Below are 21,424 nucleotides of genomic sequence, written 5' to 3'. Positions count from 1 at the left end.
TATGACCAAGGTTTCCTACATGCTGATCGGCATCATTCTCATCCTTTCATGGCTCATCTTACTGCTGCGTTACCCGACCAAAGCCTTGTCGGTATCGTTGGCAGCGGTGCTGTGTTTAGGACTGGTAACGCTGTGGGTGCTGTGGCAGGACAGCACGGAAACCCGTCAGCTAGAGCGTCTTGAGTTGCGCCTGAGCTATTCGCCTGAACAATGCCCTGCTGATCGACCCTTGCGGATTCAGTTGCACAATGGCAACAAGGTGCCGCTGCAGGCGTTGCAGTGGCGAGTTGCGGCTTATCGACCGGGCGATACGGTGAACCTGGCAGACAACGTCTACGCTGCACCTCGCTACAGCGGTCCGGGGGAATTGCCGGCAGGTGGCGACTGGCAAGACTGCCTGCCTGCCCCGCCGTTACGTTCAGGGTATCGACCGGAAACGGTGGAATATCGTGCCGAACATTTGCAGGGTAATTTTTAAACAATAAGGACAACAACTATGCCCATCGCGTTAATCACCGGGTGTTCCAGCGGCATTGGCAGGGCTATGGCTGATGCGTTCAAAGCCGCTGGGTATGACGTATGGGCCACCGCGCGCAAACCTTCGGATGTGGCAACCCTGGAGGCCGCGGGTTTTTCTTCCGTGGAGCTGGACGTTAACGACAGCGCAGCGCTGGAGCGGTTAGCGGTAACGCTTGGTGAGGGCGGCGGGCTTGATCTGTTGATTAACAACGCCGGCTATGGCGCCATGGGGCCGCTGCTGGATGGCGGCGTCGAGGCCATGCGCCGTCAGTTTGAAACCAATGTGTTTTCGGTAGTGGGCGTCACCCGTGCGCTGTTTCCATTGTTGCGTCGAAACAAGGGAATGGTGGTGAACATCGGCAGCGTATCGGGGGTGTTGGCGACGCCGTTTGCTGGTGCTTATTGCGCGTCTAAGGCGGCGGTGCATGCGTTGAGCGATGCATTGCGTCTGGAGCTGGCCCCCTTTGGTGTCAGGCTGATGGAGGTACAGCCCGGCGCCCTCGACACCCAGTTTGCCAGTAATGCGTCCCGGGAAGCAGAGATGTTGATCGCTGAGTCCTCGCCCTGGTGGCCGTTACGCGCCGGGATTCGGGCCAGAGCCAACGCTTCACAAGGCAACCCGACGCCCGCCTTGGAATTCGCCCATGACCTGCTCCGGGCAGTGCAAAAAGACACACCACCGCGCGTGCTGCGCCTGGGCAACGGTTGCCGTGCTCTGCCACTGATGGCATGGCTGCCCAAAGGACTGTTGGAGAAAGTGCTGCGCAAGCGGTATGGGTTGGATAAAGCACTGTGAATCGAACGCAATCTTCTGTAGGAGCTTTTGTGTTTGCTGCGCGACAGCGCGGCGTCGGAGACGTGGCGGAACCTCCTGCGGAAAACAGAAAATCGCGGTGATCTGGATGTCGCCAACAAGTTGGCTCAGAAGTCCTGTGTCTTACCCTAGTCAACCCCCGGATTAACGATCACGGTGCAGGTGCTGCCAGCCGCCAACACCACGGCGTCGGGCACGCTGTCCAGGTGGATACGCACCGGCACTCGTTGCGCCAGGCGAACCCAGTTGAAGGTTGGGTTGACGTCGGCGATCAGTTCTCGGCTTTGCGGGTTGTCTCGGTCATAAATAGCGCGGGCAATGCTTTCAACGTGCCCCTTGAGCAACTGACCGCTCATGAGTTGCATGTCAGCCGGATCGCCGACGCGGATGTGCGGCAATTTGGTCTCTTCAAAGAAGCCGTACACCCAGAATGAGTTCATGTCGACCACGGCCATCTTCGCGTCGCCAATGCGCGCGTAGTCACCGCGATGGACATTGAGGTTAGTCACATAACCGTCCACCGAAGCCAATACTCGGGTGCGTTGCAGGTTGAGTTCAGCCGCCTCGAGTTGCGCCTGGGCCAACTGATAGTCCGCTTGGGCAGACACCGCAATGTTGCTGGCATCGTCACGGCTCTCGCGGGAAATCACCAGGCTGTCCATGTCGGCGCGGCGGCTGGCATTGAGCTTGCGCATCTCCCAGGTGGCTTTACGTGACGCCACAGTCGCCTGTGCCTGTTTCACCGCGAGCTGGTAGTGATCCGGGTCGATCTGCATCAGCAGGTCGCCTTTCTTCACCTGCTGGTTATCGTGCACCGGCACATCAACCACGGTGCCAGAGACGTCCGCCGCGACGTTGATCACGTCGGCACGCACGCGGCCATCGCGGGTCCACGGGGTGTCCATGTAATGCACCCACAGGGTGTGGCCGATCCAGATGGCCAGGGCCAGGACCAATAACGTGGCAGTCAGACTGAAGAGCTTTTTCATCCAGATTCTCAAGAAGGCGTTCTAATTCGGAGTATTTCAACCGTAAACGGTCAGTCCCAGGCCACCGAAAATGCAGGCGAACAGGCTCAGCCGCAGTAACGCCGGGTGCCAGAAAAATCGGTACAGATCCAGCGCAGACAGCATTCGGTCCAGCACCCAGGCCAAGACAGCCGCAATCAAAAACATCACAGTCACGGTGGGCATATAAAGGCCATGGAACGCTATTTCACGAGGCATGCAGAAGTCCTAGCGGCTCACGTTGGGCGGCATAGGCGGCCAACGGCGATTGCGGGTCGAGCAATGAGGTACGAATAAAATGCAGGTAACTCTGGACCCTACGCAGCGCCGAGGTTTCGAAGTGTGGGGCGAAAGGCTCATCGGTATCCTGCACGCAAACAATCGCGTGATTGACCGCACTCAAGCTGCGTTCAAGATTGTTGCGGCCAGGCTGGACGAACAATCGAACCAACGAGCGGCCCATGACTCGGATCGCGTGACGCCACGGCTGCGAATCGGCATAACAGGCGACGTCGGGCAAAGCCGCTTGCTCACGCCGTAACTCGATAATCGCGTGGCCGACTTCCAGCACCACGAACATCCAGCGCAACAGACCGCGTTGCACCAACGGCTGCCCTGCGGCCAGGCCGTAGGCTTGATGCAACATATCGCGGGTGCGACTTTCAAAGCCCGTCCCCAGGCCACGCAACGGCGCAGTCAGGGCAAACAACACTTGCCGCCGTAGGTGATCCTCCAGCCGACGCCACAGCCAACGGCTGTTGGGTGGGAGAATAATGGCCCCCGCTGCGGCACATACCAGCATGCCCAGGACCATGGCGATGTAGTCGTTGATGAACAGATAGGGATCGAAAATCGTCAGGTTATCGGGCACCGATTCGATGCTGAAAAAGATCAGCAGGCCTAACCCGATACCGGCCCATTTTGGTCGCGAAGCAAGGAATGCCCCGAGCACAAACACCGGTGCCAGACACACGCACAGCAGCGCAAAGCCATCGATGTACGGGAAGATAAAAAAGGTTTCCACAAAGCCGAAAACAGCCGCCATCAGCGTGCCGCAGGCCATTTGAAAGGCCATGCGCTTGGGATTGGGCGTGGTGGCGGACAGCGCAATGGTGGCCGCCGAGACCAAGGTCATGGTCACGCCGCTGGGCCAGGCTGTCGCCACCCAATAACTGCCCAGCGCGCCAACGATGAACAAGGCGCGAATGCCCGACGCCGCTGACGACAACCAACTGGTGGTGGACTTGAACGACTCATCCCATTGCTCGCGAACGTGATGGTGATCAGCCAGTGACGCATGGGTCTGCGCGTAGTTGTGCAGGTCATCGACAAAGCGGTACAGCAACTCATAGGCGGTATGAAAATCCAACAGGTCAGCGGCGTTCGGACGGGTTGCGGTCAATGCCTCACGCAAGCTGCGCACATGCCCCGGCAAGCCGGCCTTGTAGGCAGCCAAGCGCTGGTCAAGTATCGCCGCGTCAGGGCTGGTCAACGCGCGTTCGGCGAAACCATCGAGCAATTCTGACAGAATCGCCAGACCCGGTTCGATGGCAGCGACCACCTGGGTAGTGCCCCTCGCCCGCAGCCTTTCAAGCAACTGATGCAGTGCATTGAAGCGCGTGGTGATGGCCATGAACTCGCTGTTCAAGCGATTCAACCGACCGTTGCGCCGGCGCATGTGCGGGTCTTCAAATACCGTGACGCTGCGCAGCCCTTCCAGGCCGACGGCTTCGACGATGAAGCGCACGTTGCTCGCTTCGAATGCCGCACGTTCGCTGACCCCGCGCATGCCATCCGCAGCAAATCGGGCAAACACGCCGAAGCGCTGATAGAGGGCGTTGCGCATGGCGGCGCTGGTGGTTTGCGGCAGAATCGCGGCGCTGACCAGGGTCGAGCAAACAATCCCGAGAGAGATTTCCATCACCCGCCACACGGCTGCCATGAATGAGCTTTCCGGGTGCGCCAATGCTGGCAAGCCGATCATGGCTGCGGTGTAGCCAGCCAGGACAAATCCATAAGCCCGCAGGTTGCGATAACGCGCCGCGCCTGCCGAGCAAAAGCCGACCCACAACGCCAGGCTGCCAAGGAATAATTCGGTGTTCTGCGCGAACAACGACATCAGCAATACCATCACCGCCGAACCGGCCAAGGTACCCAGGAAGCGATAAAAACTCTTGGCGAACACATGGCCGCTTTGCGGCTGCATAACGATAAATACCGTGATCATGGCCGTGCGCGGCTGGGGCAGTTCCAGTCGCAGCGCAATCCAATAAGTCAGGAATGCGGCGATCAGGACTTTGAAAATGTAGATCCAGGTCACGCCATCGCTGCGCGCCCAGGCAAAGAATTCACGCCGCCATTCCAGGGAAGTCAGGTCGCGGATCATGGGCAAATCAACTTATATCTGTAGAGGGTTGTGTTCAATGGTCAAACACCGCGAGTACTGCCGGGGTTTTAGCGGGCAGGGTCTTTTCTACGGCGGGCGCGTCGGCGCCTGCAGACAAACCACCGCCCAGCGCCACAACTAACTCAGCATGGGCGGTCAGGCGCGCAGCCTGGACCTGCTGTTGAATCTGTTGTTGATGGAACAACAGGCTTTGGGCATTGAGCACGTTCAAGTAGTCAGTCAGCCCACGCTTGTATGCCACTAGGGCGATGTCGTAGGTTTTCTGTGCCGATGCGACGGACTCACCAGCGAAGGCTTGCTGCTTATCCATGGACGCGCGGCGAATCAACTGATCGGAAATTTCTTTCAATGCGGTAATCAATGTCTGGTTGTATTGCGCGACTGCAATGTCATACCCCGCTGCGGCTTCACCCAGTTCCGAACGCAAGCGACCGCCGTCGAAGATTGGCAAGGTAATGGCCGGGCCGACGTTGTAATTAAATTTGGTGCCGGTAAGGAACGACAGCATACCGCCGCCGGTGGCCATGTAACCGAGGCTGCCGGCGAGATCGACGTTGGGATAGAAACCGGCATGAGCGACGTCGATACCGCGTGCTTGAGCCGCTACCCGCCAGCGGCTGGCGACCACGTCCGGACGCTGCCCGAGTAATTCGGCAGGCAATGCAGAAGGCAGCTTCAGTGCGGACAGCAAGGACAATGTCGGTCGCTGTAAACGTGCGCCCTCTCCCGGCCCCTTACCGGCCAGGGCCGCCAGTTGATTACCGCTCAGGGCGATGGCCTCGTCTAAGGCGTCAATCTGGCGATGGGTTTCCGGTAGCGGGGTTTGCGCTTGGCTGATCTCAAAGTGAGTGCCGATTCCACCGTCGAAGCGTCGTTGCGCCAACTGCAGAATTTGCTCCTGCTGAGCAAGCGTGGCCTGAACAATGTCGCGTTGTGCGTAATTCAGCGATAACTGAATGTAGGCCCGGATAATGTTGTTTTGCAGTTCCAACTGAGCTTGGCGGGCTTCGGCGGCGCTCATGTGGGCCAAGTCAAGCGCGCGTTCGGTGGCATTGCTTTCCTGGCCCCAGAGATCAAGGGAATAACTCAGGCCCAGCGAGGCATTGTTATCCCAGGTGCTGGTATTCGACAGTTCGCCGGGGCCATAAAACTGGTCGGTTGGCCAGTTATGCCGCTTGATCGTCGAGTCGCCGTTGATGCGCAACGACTCCGCAGACTCGGCGACCCCGGCCATGGCCTTGGCCTGCCGGACGCGGGCGGCAGCCATCGCCAGGCTTGGGCTGCCTTTGGCGGCCAATTCGATCCAACTGTTCAGTTGCTCGTCGCCGTATGCTCGCCACCATTGGGCGAGGGGCCAATGAGCCTCTTTAGCTGCACGCTGAATCGCTTCGTCGGTTGCAAGCTCGTTCACCGTGAGGGAATGATCCTGAGGGCCAATACCTCCGGTGCCTATACAGCCGCCGATTGCGAGGGAATAAGCCAAAACAAATAAGGGTTTGAGCCCTCTGGTCATGCGACGCGGCACTGCTGAAAATTCCCGACTGAAGGTGGACGCTGGAGGGTAGGCAGCAATTCTAGAGGCCAGTCCAGGAGACGATAAGACAGGTGAAGTGCGATTCTTTGTTACCGATTGGGTGATAATCCCGAGGCCAGGCTCACGTCTGACGTTACTTCATGTCACAATTTGTCGATCTCATCAGAGCACTGCCAATGGATACCCTGCAAAACATGCGTGCTTTCAGCTGTGTGGCGCAAGCGGGCAGCTTTACTGCCGCAGCGGTACAGCTTGATACAACCACCGCGAACGTATCTAGAGCAGTCTCAAATCTTGAAGCGCACCTGCAAACCCGTCTGCTGAACCGCACTACACGGCGCATTGCCTTGACCGAAGCGGGCAAGCGCTATTTGTTGCGCTGCGAACAAATACTCGGATACGTGGAAGAAGCCGAAGCCGAAGCCAGCGACGCCCATGCGCGTCCGGCAGGTCAGCTAAAAGTGCATTCGATGACCGGTGTCGGCCAGCATTACGTGATTGACGCCATCGCCCGGTATCGCAAACACCATCCGGACGTCAGCTTCGACCTGACCATGGCCAACCGCGTGCCGGACCTGCTGGATGAGGGGTATGACGTCTCCATCGTGCTGGCCAGCGAACTGGCGGATTCGGGCTTCGTTTCCCAGCGCCTGGGCATTACCTACAGCATCGTTTGCGCGTCACCGGCCTACATCAAGGCGTTCGGTATGCCGCAAAAGCCTCAGGATTTACTCAATCACGCCTGTCTACGCCTGGTGAGTCCGGTGATTCCGTTGGACAAGTGGGCCTTCGACGGTCCGGAAGGCCAGGAAGTGGTGACCATACTCACATCGCCTTTTTTGGTTAATTCCGCCGACGCTATGAAAACCGCCATCGGCAGCGGCATGGGCGTTGGCATCCTGCCGATTTACTCGGCGATCGAAGGGTTGCGCGATGGTTCGCTGGTTCGGGTATTGACCCATTACCGCTCGCAAGAATTAAATCTGTACGCCATCTATCCATCGCGCCAGTACCTGGATGCGAAGATCAGAACGTGGGTCGAGTATTTGCGCGGCTCATTGCCGGAAATTCTCGCCGCCCATGAAGCCGATTTGAAAACCCATGACGTGTTGAATCTCGTCATTCAACCGTCCGAGAGTATCGTCCGATGAAAAAGACTGTCCTGGCGTTTAGCCGCGTGTCCCCTGAAATGGCCGAGCGCCTTCAGCAAGATTTCAACGTGATCGTGCCCGACCCGAAGCTGGGCGACATGAATGAACAGTTCAACGATGCGCTGGCCCACGCCCACGGCATGATTGGCGCAGGTCGCAAACTGGGCCGCGAGCAACTGCAAAACGCGAGCAAGCTGGAAGTGGTGTCGAGCATCTCGGTGGGCTACGACAACTACGAGGTGGGCTATTTCAACGAGCGCGGCATCATGCTGACCAACACTCCGGACGTGCTGACCGAAAGCACTGCCGATCTGGCCTTTGCGCTGTTGATGAGCAGCGCCCGCCGGGTTGCTGAACTCGACGCATGGACCAAAGCCGGTCAGTGGAAACGCACGGTTGAGGCCGCACATTTCGGCACCGACGTGCATGGCAAAACCCTGGGTATCGTCGGGATGGGCAACATCGGCGCGTCTATCGCCAGACGTGGTCATTTCGGTTTTAACATGCCGATCCTCTACAGCGGTAACAGTCGCAAGGCCGAGCTGGAACAGCAGATGAGCGCGCAGTTTCGCAGTCTTGATCAGTTGCTCGCTGAATCGGACTTCGTCTGCCTCGTCGTGCCATTGAGCGAGAAGACCAGGCACCTCATTGGCAAACGTGAATTGGGCCTGATGAAGTCCAGCGCGATCCTGATCAACATCTCCCGCGGCCCGGTGGTTGACGAGTTGGCCCTGATCGATGCTTTGCAAAACGGCACCCTTCGCGGCGCGGGCCTGGACGTGTACGAAAAAGAACCGTTGACCGAATCGCCACTGTTTCAACTGAGCAACGCCGTGACTCTCCCGCACATCGGTTCTGCCACCAACGAAACGCGCCAAGCCATGGCCGATCGCGCTTATCAAAACCTGCGCAGCGCCTTGCTGGGCGAGAAGCCTCAGGATTTGATTAATCCGCAGGTGTGGAAGGGCTGATTTGATTCATCTGACCACCGCGTTGCTGTCTTCGCCAACACGTTGGCTCCTACAGAGGTTTACGTGAATATGTAGGAACCAACAGGTTGGCGAGGCAAGCGACGCGGTATTCAAGATGACCGTGTCTCGCCCTTCGCGAACACATTCGCTTCCACCACGGGTTTAGGCTTACGAAACACCAGCACATTGCCCAGCATCACCAACACCAGGCCCATCAATGCAGGCAGGGTCCATTGATAGCCTTCGGCATACGCCGAGATGTTCAGCGCGACCACCGGGAACAGCACTGTGCAATACGCGGCACGTTCCGGCCCCATGCGCCCAACCAGGGTCAAGTAGGCCGTAAAGCCAATCACCGAACCTGCAATCACCAGGTACGACAGCGAACCGATGTAGCGGGTGTTCCATTCGAAACTGAAGGGCGTGCCGCTCAGCACGCAATACACCGCCAGCATCCCCGCGCCGTAGAGCATGCCCCAGGCATTGGTCGTCAGGGGCCGCAACCCGGCTTTCTGCTGCAGGCTAGAGAGCATATTGCCGGCCGAGAAACACAGCGTACCCAATAACGCGAGGCCCAGACCAAGCAGCGTTTCATGGCTGGCGGTGTGTCCGGACAGCTCCGGCCAAAACAGGCACGCCAGACCGATCAACCCCAGCCCGCCACCGGCCAATACATTTCGCGCGACCTTTTGACGGAAGAAGATTCGGGCGTTGAGTGCGTTCCATAACGTCGAGGTGGAAAACACCACGGCGATCAAGCCGCTGGGGATCCATTGGCTGGCCGTGTAAAAGCACATGAAGTTGACGCAGAACAGGCACAAGCCCTGTGCGACGCAGAGCAACTGCCCACGCCGATTAACCGTCTGCAGGCGCCCGCTAAGCAGCAACATGACGAACAGCACCAACGCCGCGAAGCCGAAGCGATAGACGATCGACACCGGAATGGCGACGTCACCCAACTGCCATTTAAGGGCGATCCAAGTGGTGCCCCAAATCAAAACGGTGAGCAGGTACAAAGTAAGGTTCATCGTGTCAGCTCCTGAATTGAGCCTCAGTCTGAAGAGTTGCTCTACAGGCGGCTTGCACAAACTTGCGCTTATGATCGTTTGGAGACTGGCAGCTTGCAGGCGACTTGGTAGGATGCAAACTACAGAGGATTCGTTATGCCGCCACTGGAAACCATCCAGGTCTTTCAAGCCCTTAACAGCTCGCCCAATGCTCGCCTTGAACAAAGCGCGGGCCTGGGTGACGGGATGGTTGCAGCCCTGTGGAACAACCATCACGACGCGCAAGAATACCAAGCGCCGAGCCACCACACGCTGTCGTGCTATATCGCTGGCGGCACCGGCACGTTTCGCCGCAATAAACCCAGCGAAAAAGGCGCTCCCGGCAAGTTATGCATACTGCCGGCCGGGCATGAATCTGCCTGGGTTATCAACGGCGAGATCCGCCTCGCGCATGTCTATATCAGCCCCGAACAATTCGCCCTCGGTTGCGTCACATTGCTCGACCGCGAGCCTCGTGAACTGCAACTGTGTGAACGCACATTCATAGACGATCCAGAACAAACAGCGCGTTTTCTAAGCATGATCGAGCTTGATTGGCACGAACCTGGTGAACGATTACTGACCAGCAGCCTCGCCCACGAAATGCTTAGCCATGCGTTGCTCAACCAAGTCGGACAACGCCACGATTTACGTCTAAAAGGTGGTCTGGCACCGCACTTACGGCGGCAACTGGTGGACTACATCGAACACCGACTTGCGGAGCCGATCAGCCTCGGGGAGCTCGCGTCGATTTGCGCACTGTCCGAATACCATTTTGCGCGCATGTTTCGCGAGAGTTTTGGCCTGCCCCCGCATCAGTATGTACTGGCGCGTCGCTTAAATTATGCCCGGCAGCTGTTGAGAGCCGGACAACAGCCGCTGGGAGGGATAGCGATGGCCTGCGGGTTTGCCAGTGCGAGTCATTTTAATAATCGATTCAGGCAAGCGATGGGGGCTACGCCGGGGGAGTATCGGTTGGCATTTTTGTAGCTGTACTTTTTTCACGAGAAAATATTTCTGCATCCAAGGGCTTGAATTGTTTCCTCATTGGCGCCAACACTGAGGGTGTGAGGCGAGCAGTTACTCCTCGACCGAGGCAGGCCGTTCGTCCTCGTGAGCAAAGCCTAAGTAAGGGAAAAACTATGCAAATCCAGGTCAATAGCGATAACCACATTGAAAGCAGCATCCGACTGGAGGAGTGGGTACGTACCACCGTTGAAAGCACGCTCGAACACTACGAGGAAGATTTGACTCGCGTTGAGGTTCATATCCGCGACGAGAATGGTGACAAGCCTGGCCCCCATGACATTCGCTGCCAGATGGAAGCCCGTCCTAAAGGTCACCAACCGATTTCCGTTACTCATAAAGCCGATGCACTGGATCAGGCAGTGGAAGGCGCGGCAGAAAAATTAAGTCATGCTCTTGAACACCTGTTCGGCAAATTGCGCGACAAACGCGCCCTGCCGTCCACCGAGTCGGACCTGGATTCCGAGAATCCGGATGCCCTGCTCCAAGAAGAGTTTTTGGAAAAAGACGACGCTTTGCATGGGTGATGCAACAGCGCTAACTATTTAACTTCACTGTTTGAGCAACACCTGAATAAAGGGCGGCCCTGTGCAGACAGGGCCGCCCTTTTTTGTGGCGCAGTTGATGCATGCGGTCTGTACCAACACAGCAACATTCTTCCTGCTTTGCGAACTTAATCCCTCGATAGCCGGTCAACTTAAACAGAATCCCCTAAGCAGGCACCGGCTATGGACAACCCTTTTCAACTGATCACTGATGTTTTTCAGCCTGAGTATCGGGTCAACCTGAGCATTCAAGGCCTGGATGGCGGGATCATGCTGACCCTGTCCAACGACACCGGGGTCGTTGCCAAGCGCTGGATCAGCGCAGAGCAACGCAATGAACCCAAGCGCTTGCGCAGGCTTATCCAGAGCGTGCAGTTCGGCATCGCCATCGAACAAGGCCATAGCGCCATGGCCATTCTTACCGCGATGACCAGAAGCGATCGTCTGGAACAACCCGTTCCGCGCAAGAACTGGCACGGCAACCAGCCGCAGCTTTCTGCCCGTTAAATCAAACTACAGCTCCCCCTTCTCCTCGGTCAGCGCGCCCCTGGCTTTGCTGTCGGGGTCCGGAACCTTCGCCGACGGGAACTGCGATGAGGCGTAACGCACGACCAGAATCGCAAAGGCCAGCAACAAAATTGCACCAGAAAGATAAACCACACCCAAGTCGGGTGGATTGTGGTGCGAAACGTCTGAAATAAGCAGGCGTGTTAATGCTGTGATTGCCACGTAAATCAGGAATCGCACCGGCATGTGGTTGGTTTTAAAGTAAATTCCTACCATTGCGCCCAATTCCAAATAGATGAACAGCAACAAAATGTCATCTACCGTGATATGCCCCTTCTCCAGCATTTCCAGAAACGCCATTACGGCAGCCCACGCCGTGACCCCGCCAATGGCAAACAGCGCCAAATAATGGAACGTTTCGACACACAGATTTCCCATTGACTCGGCCAGGCCGTGAACGTTTTTACGCAGAGATTCAGCCCAGTTGATTTTCAAAATGTACTTCCTTGAATAGCTCGAGCAGATGATGCCGTGCCGACGTGACGGTTTACTGTCGCGACGCTTTGCGGGGGTGTTTCGTTATAAAACAAGCAGAACGGATGCCAGCGGCTAGGGTTGAGAGCGTGGTGGATTGTCGCAAGGCATATTCTCCCTCTTCGAAAATGAGCATAAGGCAAAAAAGCCACTATCCAAGCTGCGCAAGTTGGCTTATGCTTTTACCTGTATAAAAATACAGTAGTCGCTGAAGTGCGCGGCATCCGTAGATTTAGCCAGACCCAAAGCCCAAGGGAATTCCCTTCCAATACTGCACCGATGACGAGGCCGAAAATGGCTGTTGAAACCCTGTATCGCAGTACCCGCGACTTGGAGACTACATTCGTGGACCGTAAACTCGCCGATGCGCACGACCAAATGCTTGAGTTGGCCGAATCGCTCACAGAGGTTCTGCTGAAAAACGTTGCCGACCTGACCGAAAAACAGGCAGAAGATGCCGGTATTTTCATGGCTAAAAATCGGACGATCTTCGCTGCAGCGTTCAAGAATAATGCCGGGGCTCTTGCCGAGCTGGGCAGTGAACCGAGCGAATAAACGGATAGCGCGGTTCAGCCGCGCTGGGGGGGCGAATCTCTGTAGGAACTGCCGAAGGCTGCGATAGGCCGGAGTTGCGGGCGACCGGTTCCCGGTCGAATCGCAGCCTTCGGCAGCTCCTAAAGGTATCCTTTTGAGTCAATCAGTTATGCGTTGCGCATGGAACGCGACCCCCGGACCGACGTTCGATAGGTACGCATTCTTCGAGTGCATTTCAATGTCCGCCATTCAGCAAGTTCTCTGCCAGGGTATTGGCGACATGCGCAGGCGAGCGTTTTTCCGCTTGAGCGTGAGCAAACACCTCGGTCAGCCTCACACCAATACGCGATAAGTTCGCAGTGATGATGTTCAGCGGTTCGCCTTGATGTTGCAGCGCAACGTAGATAAGTCCTCCTGAATTGATCACATAGTCCGGCGCATAAAGAATGCCGCGACCTTCCAGCTGGTCGGCAACCTGTAGGTTGCTCAACTGGTTACTGGCCGCGCCAGCGACTGCGGCACAGCGCAGTTCACCGACACTTTTGCTGTTGAGCACACCGCCCCACCCGCACGGCGCAAATATATCGCACGGTGTGCTGTGCAATGCTTCGCTAGCGATGGGGTGGGCGCCAAATTGGTCCATGGCCAGTTGCACCTTGCCACTGTCCAGGTCACTGACCAACAAGTCGGCGCCTGCCGCGTGCAACTGTTCAGCCAGCGGATAGCCCACGTTCCCCAACCCTTGCACAGCAATGCGCAAGCCTTCGAGATTGTCGCTGCCCAAACGCGCCATTGCCGTGGTACGGATTCCAGCGAACACACCCATGGCGGTGTGCAGCGACGGATCTCCCGACTCGGTGGTACTGGTGACGTGTTGTGTGTGCTGGGCGATGCAGTCCATGTCAGCACTGGACGTGCCGCTGTCGATAGCAGTGATATACCGTCCGTCCAGGGTTTCGATAAACCGCCCGAACGCTTCAAACAGCGCCCCGCGGTTGGGAACGTGGGCAGGACGCATGATCACCGCCTTGCCGCCACCATAGGGCAACCCTGCCAGCACCGCTTTATAACTCATGTTGTGAGCGAGACGAACGGCGTCCTCGATAGCGCTTTGTTCGTCAACGTAATCGATATAACGGCAGCCCCCAAGGGCTGGCCCTCGCTGACTGTCATGGATGGCGATCAGCGCTTTGAGTCCGGTTTCCGGATCGACAATGAAATGCAGTGTTTCCACTTGTGAGCTTTGCATGAGAGCGAACATCGGCAGTGCTCCCGGTTTCGGAATTCTACTAGCGAGTATAGGCGTTGGAAAAAAAAACGACTGACCGCTCGAGCACACGCACATAAAAACCGCCAACGCTGGACGAAGGCTGCAGCTAGGGCTAAAACGGAATGCGAAGGCACACGATATGACCCACCTCAAGAAGCACTGCGCCGATCGTACCGGAGAGGTTAATGACCCCGCGCCAAGCCTGCCTTGCCAGCCTGCAACGCAATCCACCTTCTGTTCTGGAAGCGGCATTATGGGTGTCGGCCGAACACGACGTGGAGTTTTCGCTGCCCCACGGCCTGGAAATCGTCGAGGACTTGAAACGGCAGGTCAGCGCTACGTTGCCAATGCTACCCGCCAGCGAACTGGCTCAACCCATGTTACGGCGCTTGAGTACGTTGGGGTTTCAACAGGATGACTGGAGTCAGCCGCGGCCCCAGTCCGCGCTGCTGCACAAAATTCTGCAGCGTCGGCGCGGACAACCCCTGGGGCTGGCGATCGTGGCGCTGGAAGTGGCGAGGCGGTTAGAAATCCCTCTGGAAGGGGTAAATTTCCCCGGACATTTCCTGCTGCGGGTGCCAGGAGCCGATCACCTGCTTGACCCCTGCGGAGGGCGCCGGCTATATCCAAAAGATTGCCGCGAGTTGCTAGTCCGTCAATTTGGCCCTGAGATGCAGCTCAAGGCCGAGCACATGGTGCTGGCGACCGAGATGGCGATGGTGCAGCGATTGTCGCGAAACCTCAGGCATTTGCACCAAATGAACAACGATTTTCTGGCATCGCTCAAAGACGCAGACCGGGTGGTAGAGCTAGGCCAGGCAACCACCAGTGATCATTTGGCCCGTGCAAGTTTGTACCAGTCCCTCGAATGCCCCCAGGCCGAACGCTTCGACCTGGAGCATGCATTATTGCTCAGTGAAGACCCGATTCAGCGCTTACGACTCGCTGAACGGTTGAGTCATTTGCCGCCAAACAGGGCGTACCACTGAGCCATAACCCGCCGCGAGCCTAAGCCATCAGGCCCAGCGCTTTGGCTTTTGCCACCGCTTGAGTACGACGCTCGACCCCCAGTTTGCTGTGAATGCGTCGCGCATGGGTCTTTACCGTGTGCAGGGAGATAAACAGCTGTTCGGCGATTTGCAGATTTGAACTGCCCTGAGCGATCAATTTAAGGACTTCCAGCTCACGATGGCTAAGGGGATTATCGGCCGCAGCAATCAAATGTTCTTCTATCCCCAGGTCACGCAGCATGGAGGGCTGGCGAAGTCTTAGTTCGCGCAAAGGTTGCTGCAAATTGAAGCGGCCGACCAGCGCCAACCCTTCGCCTAAACAGCTATTCGCCGTTCGGGCGTCATTCTGCAGATAGGCCACTTCAGCCATCACCAGATAAAGCTCGGTTTCGAGGCTGTGCATGCCCTGCTGATTAGCTTGACGCTGTAACGCTTGCAAGCGCTGCATCGGCTGTTCGGCCTGGCTTAAATAAACCTCAGCCAGTACCAACAAGTACTCAATATGCGGGATGAGTTCCAGCGTCGCGGGGGGTGCATGTTTCGCTGGCGCACTTCTCAAGTGGAGCAATACTTTGACCAGGGCTTCTCGGGCTAATGCCGGGCGGCCTTGCTGCAGCCAGAAGTGACTGCTGACTTGCAATAACACGCCGCGCCAAAAGTATTCCGGCACATGATTCTGTTGCATCACCCGTTCGGCATCACGCAACCAGACGAAGGCGCGAGCGTAGTCACCCCGATTCCCCTCCAGTATCGCCAAACCCAAAAACCCAAACAGCGCCAACTTGTCTTTGCTGCGCAGGGCTTGTTCAAGTCCTGCCCGAAAGTGCTTTCGCGCGTGCTGGTCCAGCCCCTGCTGCAGGGCCAGGCGACCACGACGTAGTGCAATTCGGCCCAGCAGCGGCCCTGTAACGGCGTGGTGTGATAACAACAGATCATGCATTTTCTGCAATGTACTTTCACTGCGTTCCAATGCGCCACGCTGTTCAAGTAATTGCGCGTGGTCCAGTTCTAACAGGGCCTCAAATACCAAAGAGCCCTCGCCGCGCACCAGGCACAGCGCCGCACGATTATGCAGTAACGCCTCTTCGAACTCGCCGTTAAGCAGCGCTTGTTGAGTCATCCCGGAAAGACATAACACGCGACAAGCCCAAGCGTCATGGGCGAGGTGAGCACAGGCATCGTGAAAATGCCCGACAGCGCTTTCAGCGTTACCCCACAAGTGCTGCAGCCAACCTTGTTGCGTCTGCCAGGCGGCGATGAAGTCCCGTTGTTGCACTGCGGAGGGTTGCGGCAAGAAACGCCCGAGATGCTCCAGACACGCTGCCGCCAAGTCAAAACGACCGGTGTAAATCAACGCCGAACAGGTCAGCCTTATCAAATGCGGTGTACCGCGCATCAAGTCAGCAAAACGCTCGTACAGATCAAGCAACAGCGCAATATTCTGGCCCTGTAACAGGTAAGTAAAATTGTAATGCTGCAACAGACTGACCGCGACTTCATATTGTTCGGCCTGCACGGCGTGTTCCACCGCCGATTGCCAGTCACCTTCGGTGCTGAACCATTGGCAGGCGCGACGGTGCCACGAGCGGCGCTCGGGCCATTCTTCATCACGTAAACACTGAGCAAGCGGAGGAAAGACCTGAAGCCACTCGTTACCATGCTTCCAAGGCTCAATAAATCCGCCGATATCTTGTAACGTTTTAAGCCACTTGCCACCCTCACCCGCGCCAAACAAATGCTCGCACAGACTCGAATTGAAGCGTGGTAAATGGGCCAATACCCGCCAGGCTTCGGCCAATTCCGGAGCAAGCCCGGTAAACAGTTCATGCTCAAGGTATTCAGACAGCGTCTGAGAACAGTGTTGCTTGCGCGGCGGCCGCGTGGTGTTTTCAGCCACGGTCCATTCAGCCGGATTCAATAAGGCTACCCGCACCCCGACGCACCAGCCCTCGCTCTCGGCAAAAATCGCCGCGCTTGCGTCAAGAGGCCATCCGGCCGGCTCATTGATCAATAATTGCTCTATCTCAGGCAGGTTAAACGCCAGCGCCGGTCCATCGCGTTCGAACAACTCACCGCTCAGCAACAGCCGTGGCCAGTTACAAATCGGCCGCCGACGCGCCGCTATCCACCAGGTCACCGCCGGACTGCTGATGGCTAGAAAACGATCCAGGCAATGGTCCAGTTCAGGCGCGGGCATACGGCAGTAATCGTCCAACACGATCCAGCACGGCGATTGCCACTGGGCCAAATGGTGCAACAAACTTGCCTCATCGCTGTATTGAAGGCCCAACGCGTTAGCGAGTTGAACGCAAAACTCAGTAGGTGCTTGGGCATCGCCGCCCATGGGCAGCCATGTGATACGCGCGTCTGCTGGCGCTTGATGAATGCATTCGCCGAGGAGTGCACTTTTGCCGCTTCCTGCTGGTGCGCAAAGTAATTTCACCCGTGCGCTGGAGGTTAACAACGGCACCGTTAGTCGGTCACGCGACATGTGCTGGGGAGACAGTCGCGGCCTGTAGTCCGGGCGACCCGAATGAACGGTAAAGGCAGTCATGGGAGAGTCCCTTTTATTATTCTTACCTTGTGCGCCCACACTATGCCGTTCAACCGCATTGGATGTAGGAATATTCGGCGCAGTGATCATCCTACATAAAAAAAGCCACTTATATCGCTATAAGTGGCTTAGGGTTAACTAAAGGTGCGTTTTAGTAGCTTAACGAATTCCCGCGTTACGCAAGGCGTTGGGGGTGAAGTCGGAAACGCGGAACTTCTGGTCGAACTGGTAGCTGTGCTTTTCCTCGTTCTTCATACCCAAGGCGATGTAACGACCGGCGTTCAGGTCATACAGAGCCTCAAGCGTATACGCAGCGGCTTGGCGGGCGTAGTGAAATTCGGCGTGACCTTCGGCGACACGCCACAGTGCGCCGCGACCGTCGTAGTGATCGACCAATGCCACTTGCCAGCTGTCCTCGTCAATGTACATGTGGCGCTTGGCATAGATATGGCGCTGCCCGGCTTTCAAGGTGCCGATCACTTCCCAGACGCGGTGCAACTCATAACGGGTCAGGTCTTGATTGATGTGCCCTGCCTTTACCACGTCGCTGTACTTAAGGGTCGGCTGATCAAGTTTGTAGCTGTTGTAAGGGATGTACATTTCTTTCTTGCCGACCAACTGCCAGTCGTAGCGATCGGGGGCGCCAGAGAACATGTCAAAGTTGTCCGAGGTGCGTAAGCCATCAGCAGCAGTACCCGGCCCGTCATAAGCCACTTGCGGTGCACGGCGCACACGACGTTGGCCGGCGTTGTAGATCCAGGCCTCACGCGGTTCTTTTACCTGGTCAATGGTTTCGTGAACCAGCAACACGTTGCCCGCCAACCGTGCAGGCTTGGTCACCTCCTGTTTGAAGTAGGTCAGGATGTTGGCACTGGCTACCTTGTCTATGTCCGGAATATCCTCGGGGGCTCCGATATCTTCTTCAAAGGTCACAGCGTCAAATGCACCGTTAGTTTGCGGTGTCACCTGAACAATGGTGCGATGCACATTGCCGCCGTGGTACCGGGTGATATGGTTCCATAGCACTTCGTTAGCGGTTTTCGGAATCGGGAACGCGTAATAGCGGCTATCGGCAAAGTTAGCCAAGCCATTACCGTCGTTGATCGTGGTCACCGTGGTTGCGCTTTTCTTTGCCAGGTCATAGATTTTTTGCGGCAATGCGAACGTGCGGTGCGTTGTGTAAACCGGAATGGTGTAGTCGGCATAACGCGCCAGCATGGCTTGCTGACCTTCAGACAATTTGTCCTTGTACTGGGCTACGTTGGCAGCGGTGATGACAAATAACGGTTTTTCACTGGCGAACGGGTCGGATAAAAACCCTTTGGCGTCAACGGTGCCAGCATTCGTCGGCAGACCGCCGGTGTAGGCCGGAATAGTACCAGCAGCGTTGCCCGCCATTTCCGCGCCCACCGGCGTCAGGCTCTTGCCCAGCTTGGCAGCTTCTTCCGCCGACACTGCGGCCATTACGTTGGTGGCCAACAGGCTTAACGCCAGGACGCCACATTGCAGGAATATCTTGCGCATAGTCATGCCCTTTTCAAGCCGATCAGAAGTTCACGCCGACGCTCATGGAAACGAAGTCGCGATCGATCAAAGTGTTGTAGTCACCGCCAAAGAAATCGGTGTAGTTCAGGCTCGCGGTGTACGTATTGCGGTAGTCGGCATCAACGCCGAGGCTGACCGCTTTAGCGCCTGCGTTGAATAATCCGTTGGGACCATAACCGTTGACGTCATGGGACCAGGATAGGCTTGGCTTAAGGTTGACGCCGGCAAATACGTTGGCGTAATCGAGGATTGCCCGGGCGCGATAGCCCCACGAAGTCGTCGTCACGAAGCCTTTGGTATCGCCGTTGAAACCATAAGCGCCATACACCGAATCGCGGCCATAGCGCAGGTCATCCTGGGACTCCAGACCGCCCACATGCACGACAGCCGCTTCGCCCACCACGGTCAGCCGTTCAGCGCCCAGCACTTGATCGAAAAAGTGCGTCAGGGTCGATTGAACCTGGGTGATCTCTTTACGCCGGTAGCCCTGGTTGTCCGCACCCGGTGAGGTGGCGATCGGCGAGGCGGCACCGCCTGCGATCGGGTTGACCAACGCCAGCGTCAGGTCAGTAGTGTTGAGCTGTACCGGCGCGTTTGGCCGATAACTGATTTCACCACTCCAGGCAGTACCTTCAGGCAAGGTGGTGGCAAAGCTGGCACCGAACAAACGCACGTTTTCCGGGTACTCAAGGTAGTACTCGCCGTTACCGAGCATGGTGCTTTGCGCCAAACCAGCTGCGGCGGTGGCGCCCGCCAGACCGGTGGCGGTTCTCACAATGCTTGGGATTGCTGCAAGTGTTTGCAGGCTGGCGGTTTTAGTACTCAGCACTGGCGTACGGCTGTGCAGGTTCTCGAAATACAGACCGTACTCCGTATCGTCACCCAACCAGCGCAACGCGGCACCAAACTGGCCGTTGTTACTTGGATCGCGGCTGCTGCCCCGAGGAACGACTACGCCTTCAGACGTGGTCTGGAAACCATGGCCGAACGCTGCGGCAATCGGCTGCAAGGGAGCAATGGCCGGGCTACCAACGGTGTAGTTGTTGTTACACCCCTCTGCGACGACGTCGTTGCCGAAGAAGGTGCCGCAGTTATCGACCACCGTCTCCTGCCAGCGCACTTGGTAGAAACCTTCCATGCTGAGTTTGTCGGTTATCCCTTGAGAAGCGAACAGCATAGGGACCGGAATCAGACCCTCTTTGAGTTCGGCGCCAGGGCGGCGGAACGCAGAAACGTCGATGGGGTTGATCGCGTTGATCGAGTTCCCGATGAACGTACTTTCACCCCAACTAACCACCTGATTACCCGCCCGCACGGTACCCGGTAGATCGGCGATGGTGTAGTTGTGGTAAACAAAGGCGTCGAGCAATTCGTAGCCCGAAGATTTGGCGGCTTCCTTGCGTCCGTTATTGCTGACTTGCTTGAAATCCTGATTGTTGTCTTCTAGCGCGAAGTCATACCAGTACTTGCCGCGGACGAACAAACCGCTGTCGCCCCATTTCAATTGCAGGTCGTGCACGCCCTTGAAGATTTCCGAGAAGGCATCGCCTTTCTGGAAGTTCAAGCGATTGTCATCCCCCGTGGCCGCCTGACCCTTGCCGCCATTCACAGTACTGACTAAACCTGGGTCCGCGTTGCGCAGCGCGAAGCTGGCGCCCAGAGACAGCGAGGAATCGAATTGCCCTTCGATTTCGCCAATGTTGAATGAAACGGCCTGCGCCTGTGCTGTACAGCCCAATGCGACGGCAATCGCCAGCGCCTTTGGCTTGAAGATGGCGCGCATTATTGTTGTTGTCATGCGTCTTCCCCGGTTGATTGCAGAGGAAGATACCCTACCTAGAGCGATCAGGAGCGATAAGCGCACAAAGGAGGTATTTACTGTGTACCTCGAAGGAGTGAATCCCCCATCTGGCCCGGCTCTGCGCGGCGTCATCGACGGCATGGATGATCGATGATTACGGCGTTGGATTGACTTTTGGGGCCATCCTCAATGCCCGGACCAGAGCCTTGGGTGAAATTGGAGCAAAAATCGCGGTTGTTGCCGGGAACGTAACAGTGCATGTCGCAAACCGCTCTGTTTCATTCATGCTGATTTCTCTATTCTTGGCGGGCTTTCACAGCGTTCGGCCAGAACCACTAAAACCCCGATTGCACTGTGTAAGCGTTTTTTATCCCAGGTAAACCGACGTTGATTTTGAAGCTCCTGGTCCACGTCTTATTTTGGCCGCTGTTGATACAGCGGCCTTTTTTTGTCCGGAATCTGGCAGCAAACTCGGAAAGCGCCCACGAACCATCACAAACATTCCCGCCAACCCATCTACGTGGAAAATTCCGACATCTTTTTCGGCTGCAAGACCACAACCAACTGTGATTGAACTGTGTTTACCAAATCGAGATTCAACAAACGTTGGGCGGATATTGGACAGGGCGCGTGCCTTGAACACTTTGAT

20 protein-coding genes are annotated in these 21,424 nt (G+C 56.8%); 9 read left to right on the top strand and 11 right to left on the bottom strand.

Annotated features, from left to right (window positions below; genetic code table 11):
- Positions 1 to 19: 19 nt before the first annotated feature.
- Both JWR17_RS12595 and JWR17_RS12590 read left to right on the top strand, forming a co-directional pair.
- The gene (locus tag JWR17_RS12595; RefSeq protein ID WP_299831934.1) at positions 20 to 478 is read left to right on the top strand and encodes a multidrug transporter; all 459 of its coding nucleotides are present in this window, start codon (positions 20 to 22) and stop codon (positions 476 to 478) included.
- A gap of 18 nt (positions 479 to 496) precedes the next feature.
- Complete coding sequence (locus JWR17_RS12590; protein ID WP_299831909.1) at positions 497 to 1,315, top strand: SDR family oxidoreductase; 819 nt, start codon at positions 497 to 499, stop codon at positions 1,313 to 1,315.
- A gap of 146 nt (positions 1,316 to 1,461) precedes the next feature.
- Here the strand turns inward: JWR17_RS12590 and JWR17_RS12585 are convergent, their stop codons facing one another.
- The 4 genes from JWR17_RS12585 to JWR17_RS12570 are packed head-to-tail and all read right to left on the bottom strand — an operon-like array spanning position 1,462 to position 6,272.
- Entirely contained in the window at positions 1,462 to 2,328 is an 867-nt protein-coding gene (locus JWR17_RS12585; RefSeq protein WP_299831933.1) for an HlyD family secretion protein, read from the bottom strand.
- A gap of 30 nt (positions 2,329 to 2,358) precedes the next feature.
- A complete protein-coding gene (locus JWR17_RS12580; protein WP_299831907.1) occupies positions 2,359 to 2,559 on the bottom strand; it encodes a DUF1656 domain-containing protein in 201 nt (66 codons plus the stop codon).
- Positions 2,549 to 4,726: an FUSC family protein gene (locus tag JWR17_RS12575; protein ID WP_299831905.1), complete on the bottom strand. Its 2,178-nt coding sequence runs from the start codon at positions 4,724 to 4,726 to the stop codon at positions 2,549 to 2,551. The genes JWR17_RS12580 and JWR17_RS12575 overlap by 11 nt, the downstream gene beginning before the upstream one ends.
- Before the next feature lie 34 nt (positions 4,727 to 4,760).
- Positions 4,761 to 6,272, bottom strand: coding sequence for an efflux transporter outer membrane subunit (locus JWR17_RS12570; RefSeq protein ID WP_299831903.1), 1,512 nt, complete (start codon positions 6,270 to 6,272; stop codon positions 4,761 to 4,763).
- A gap of 185 nt (positions 6,273 to 6,457) precedes the next feature.
- On the opposite strand from JWR17_RS12570, the gene JWR17_RS12565 reads away from it, so the two are divergent.
- Positions 6,458 to 7,432 (top strand): LysR family transcriptional regulator, encoded by a 975-nt coding sequence (locus tag JWR17_RS12565; protein ID WP_299831901.1) that lies wholly within the window; start codon positions 6,458 to 6,460, stop codon positions 7,430 to 7,432.
- On the top strand, positions 7,429 to 8,403 hold the full coding sequence (locus JWR17_RS12560) for a D-glycerate dehydrogenase (protein WP_299831899.1): 975 nt from the start codon (positions 7,429 to 7,431) through the stop codon (positions 8,401 to 8,403). The genes JWR17_RS12565 and JWR17_RS12560 overlap by 4 nt, the downstream gene beginning before the upstream one ends.
- Before the next feature lie 110 nt (positions 8,404 to 8,513).
- On the opposite strand, the gene JWR17_RS12555 is transcribed toward JWR17_RS12560, so the two are convergent.
- The gene (locus tag JWR17_RS12555) at positions 8,514 to 9,431 is read right to left on the bottom strand and encodes a DMT family transporter (protein WP_299831897.1); all 918 of its coding nucleotides are present in this window, start codon (positions 9,429 to 9,431) and stop codon (positions 8,514 to 8,516) included.
- 135 nt (positions 9,432 to 9,566) lie between these two features.
- On the opposite strand from JWR17_RS12555, the gene JWR17_RS12550 reads away from it, so the two are divergent.
- From JWR17_RS12550 to JWR17_RS12540, 3 genes are all read left to right on the top strand, one after another.
- Positions 9,567 to 10,439 carry an AraC family transcriptional regulator gene (locus JWR17_RS12550; protein ID WP_299831895.1) on the top strand — a complete coding sequence of 291 codons (873 nt, stop codon included), beginning with the start codon at positions 9,567 to 9,569 and terminating at the stop codon, positions 10,437 to 10,439.
- Between the two features lie 152 nt (positions 10,440 to 10,591).
- A complete protein-coding gene (locus tag JWR17_RS12545; protein ID WP_299831893.1) occupies positions 10,592 to 11,002 on the top strand; it encodes an HPF/RaiA family ribosome-associated protein in 411 nt (136 codons plus the stop codon).
- 201 nt (positions 11,003 to 11,203) lie between these two features.
- Positions 11,204 to 11,527, top strand: a complete 324-nt coding sequence (locus JWR17_RS12540) for a DUF3509 domain-containing protein (protein WP_299831891.1) — start codon at positions 11,204 to 11,206, stop codon at positions 11,525 to 11,527.
- Between the two features lie 6 nt (positions 11,528 to 11,533).
- Here JWR17_RS12540 and JWR17_RS12535 read toward each other — a convergent pair whose 3' ends face one another.
- Positions 11,534 to 12,022, bottom strand: a complete 489-nt coding sequence (locus tag JWR17_RS12535; protein ID WP_299831889.1) for a phosphate-starvation-inducible protein PsiE — start codon at positions 12,020 to 12,022, stop codon at positions 11,534 to 11,536.
- A 333-nt stretch (positions 12,023 to 12,355) separates the two neighbouring features.
- Between JWR17_RS12535 and JWR17_RS12530 the strand changes: the two genes are divergently transcribed.
- Positions 12,356 to 12,616 (top strand): YebG family protein, encoded by a 261-nt coding sequence (locus tag JWR17_RS12530; protein ID WP_299831887.1) that lies wholly within the window; start codon positions 12,356 to 12,358, stop codon positions 12,614 to 12,616.
- Positions 12,617 to 12,830: 214 nt separating this feature from the next.
- Here JWR17_RS12530 and JWR17_RS12525 read toward each other — a convergent pair whose 3' ends face one another.
- The gene (locus JWR17_RS12525) at positions 12,831 to 13,856 is read right to left on the bottom strand and encodes a Glu/Leu/Phe/Val dehydrogenase dimerization domain-containing protein (protein WP_299831885.1); all 1,026 of its coding nucleotides are present in this window, start codon (positions 13,854 to 13,856) and stop codon (positions 12,831 to 12,833) included.
- Between the two features lie 194 nt (positions 13,857 to 14,050).
- Here JWR17_RS12525 and JWR17_RS12520 point away from each other — a divergent pair, with 194 nt between their 5' ends.
- Complete coding sequence (locus JWR17_RS12520) at positions 14,051 to 14,854, top strand: transglutaminase family protein (protein WP_299831883.1); 804 nt, start codon at positions 14,051 to 14,053, stop codon at positions 14,852 to 14,854.
- A gap of 19 nt (positions 14,855 to 14,873) precedes the next feature.
- Here the strand turns inward: JWR17_RS12520 and JWR17_RS12515 are convergent, their stop codons facing one another.
- From JWR17_RS12515 to JWR17_RS12500, 4 genes are all read right to left on the bottom strand, one after another.
- Entirely contained in the window at positions 14,874 to 17,429 is a 2,556-nt protein-coding gene (locus tag JWR17_RS12515; RefSeq protein ID WP_299831881.1) for a LuxR C-terminal-related transcriptional regulator, read from the bottom strand.
- A gap of 159 nt (positions 17,430 to 17,588) precedes the next feature.
- Entirely contained in the window at positions 17,589 to 18,953 is a 1,365-nt protein-coding gene (locus JWR17_RS12510) for a DUF1329 domain-containing protein (RefSeq protein WP_299831932.1), read from the bottom strand.
- A gap of 22 nt (positions 18,954 to 18,975) precedes the next feature.
- Positions 18,976 to 20,772, bottom strand: a complete 1,797-nt coding sequence (locus JWR17_RS12505; protein WP_299831879.1) for a DUF1302 domain-containing protein — start codon at positions 20,770 to 20,772, stop codon at positions 18,976 to 18,978.
- A gap of 370 nt (positions 20,773 to 21,142) precedes the next feature.
- The coding region (locus JWR17_RS12500; RefSeq protein ID WP_299831877.1) for a hypothetical protein at positions 21,143 to 21,424 on the bottom strand (282 nt) is incomplete at its 5' end.

This window comes from Pseudomonas sp., from assembly GCF_028293835.1.
Classification (GTDB): domain Bacteria; phylum Pseudomonadota; class Gammaproteobacteria; order Pseudomonadales; family Pseudomonadaceae; genus Aquipseudomonas.
This window is presented reverse-complemented; position numbering and strand designations above follow the sequence as displayed.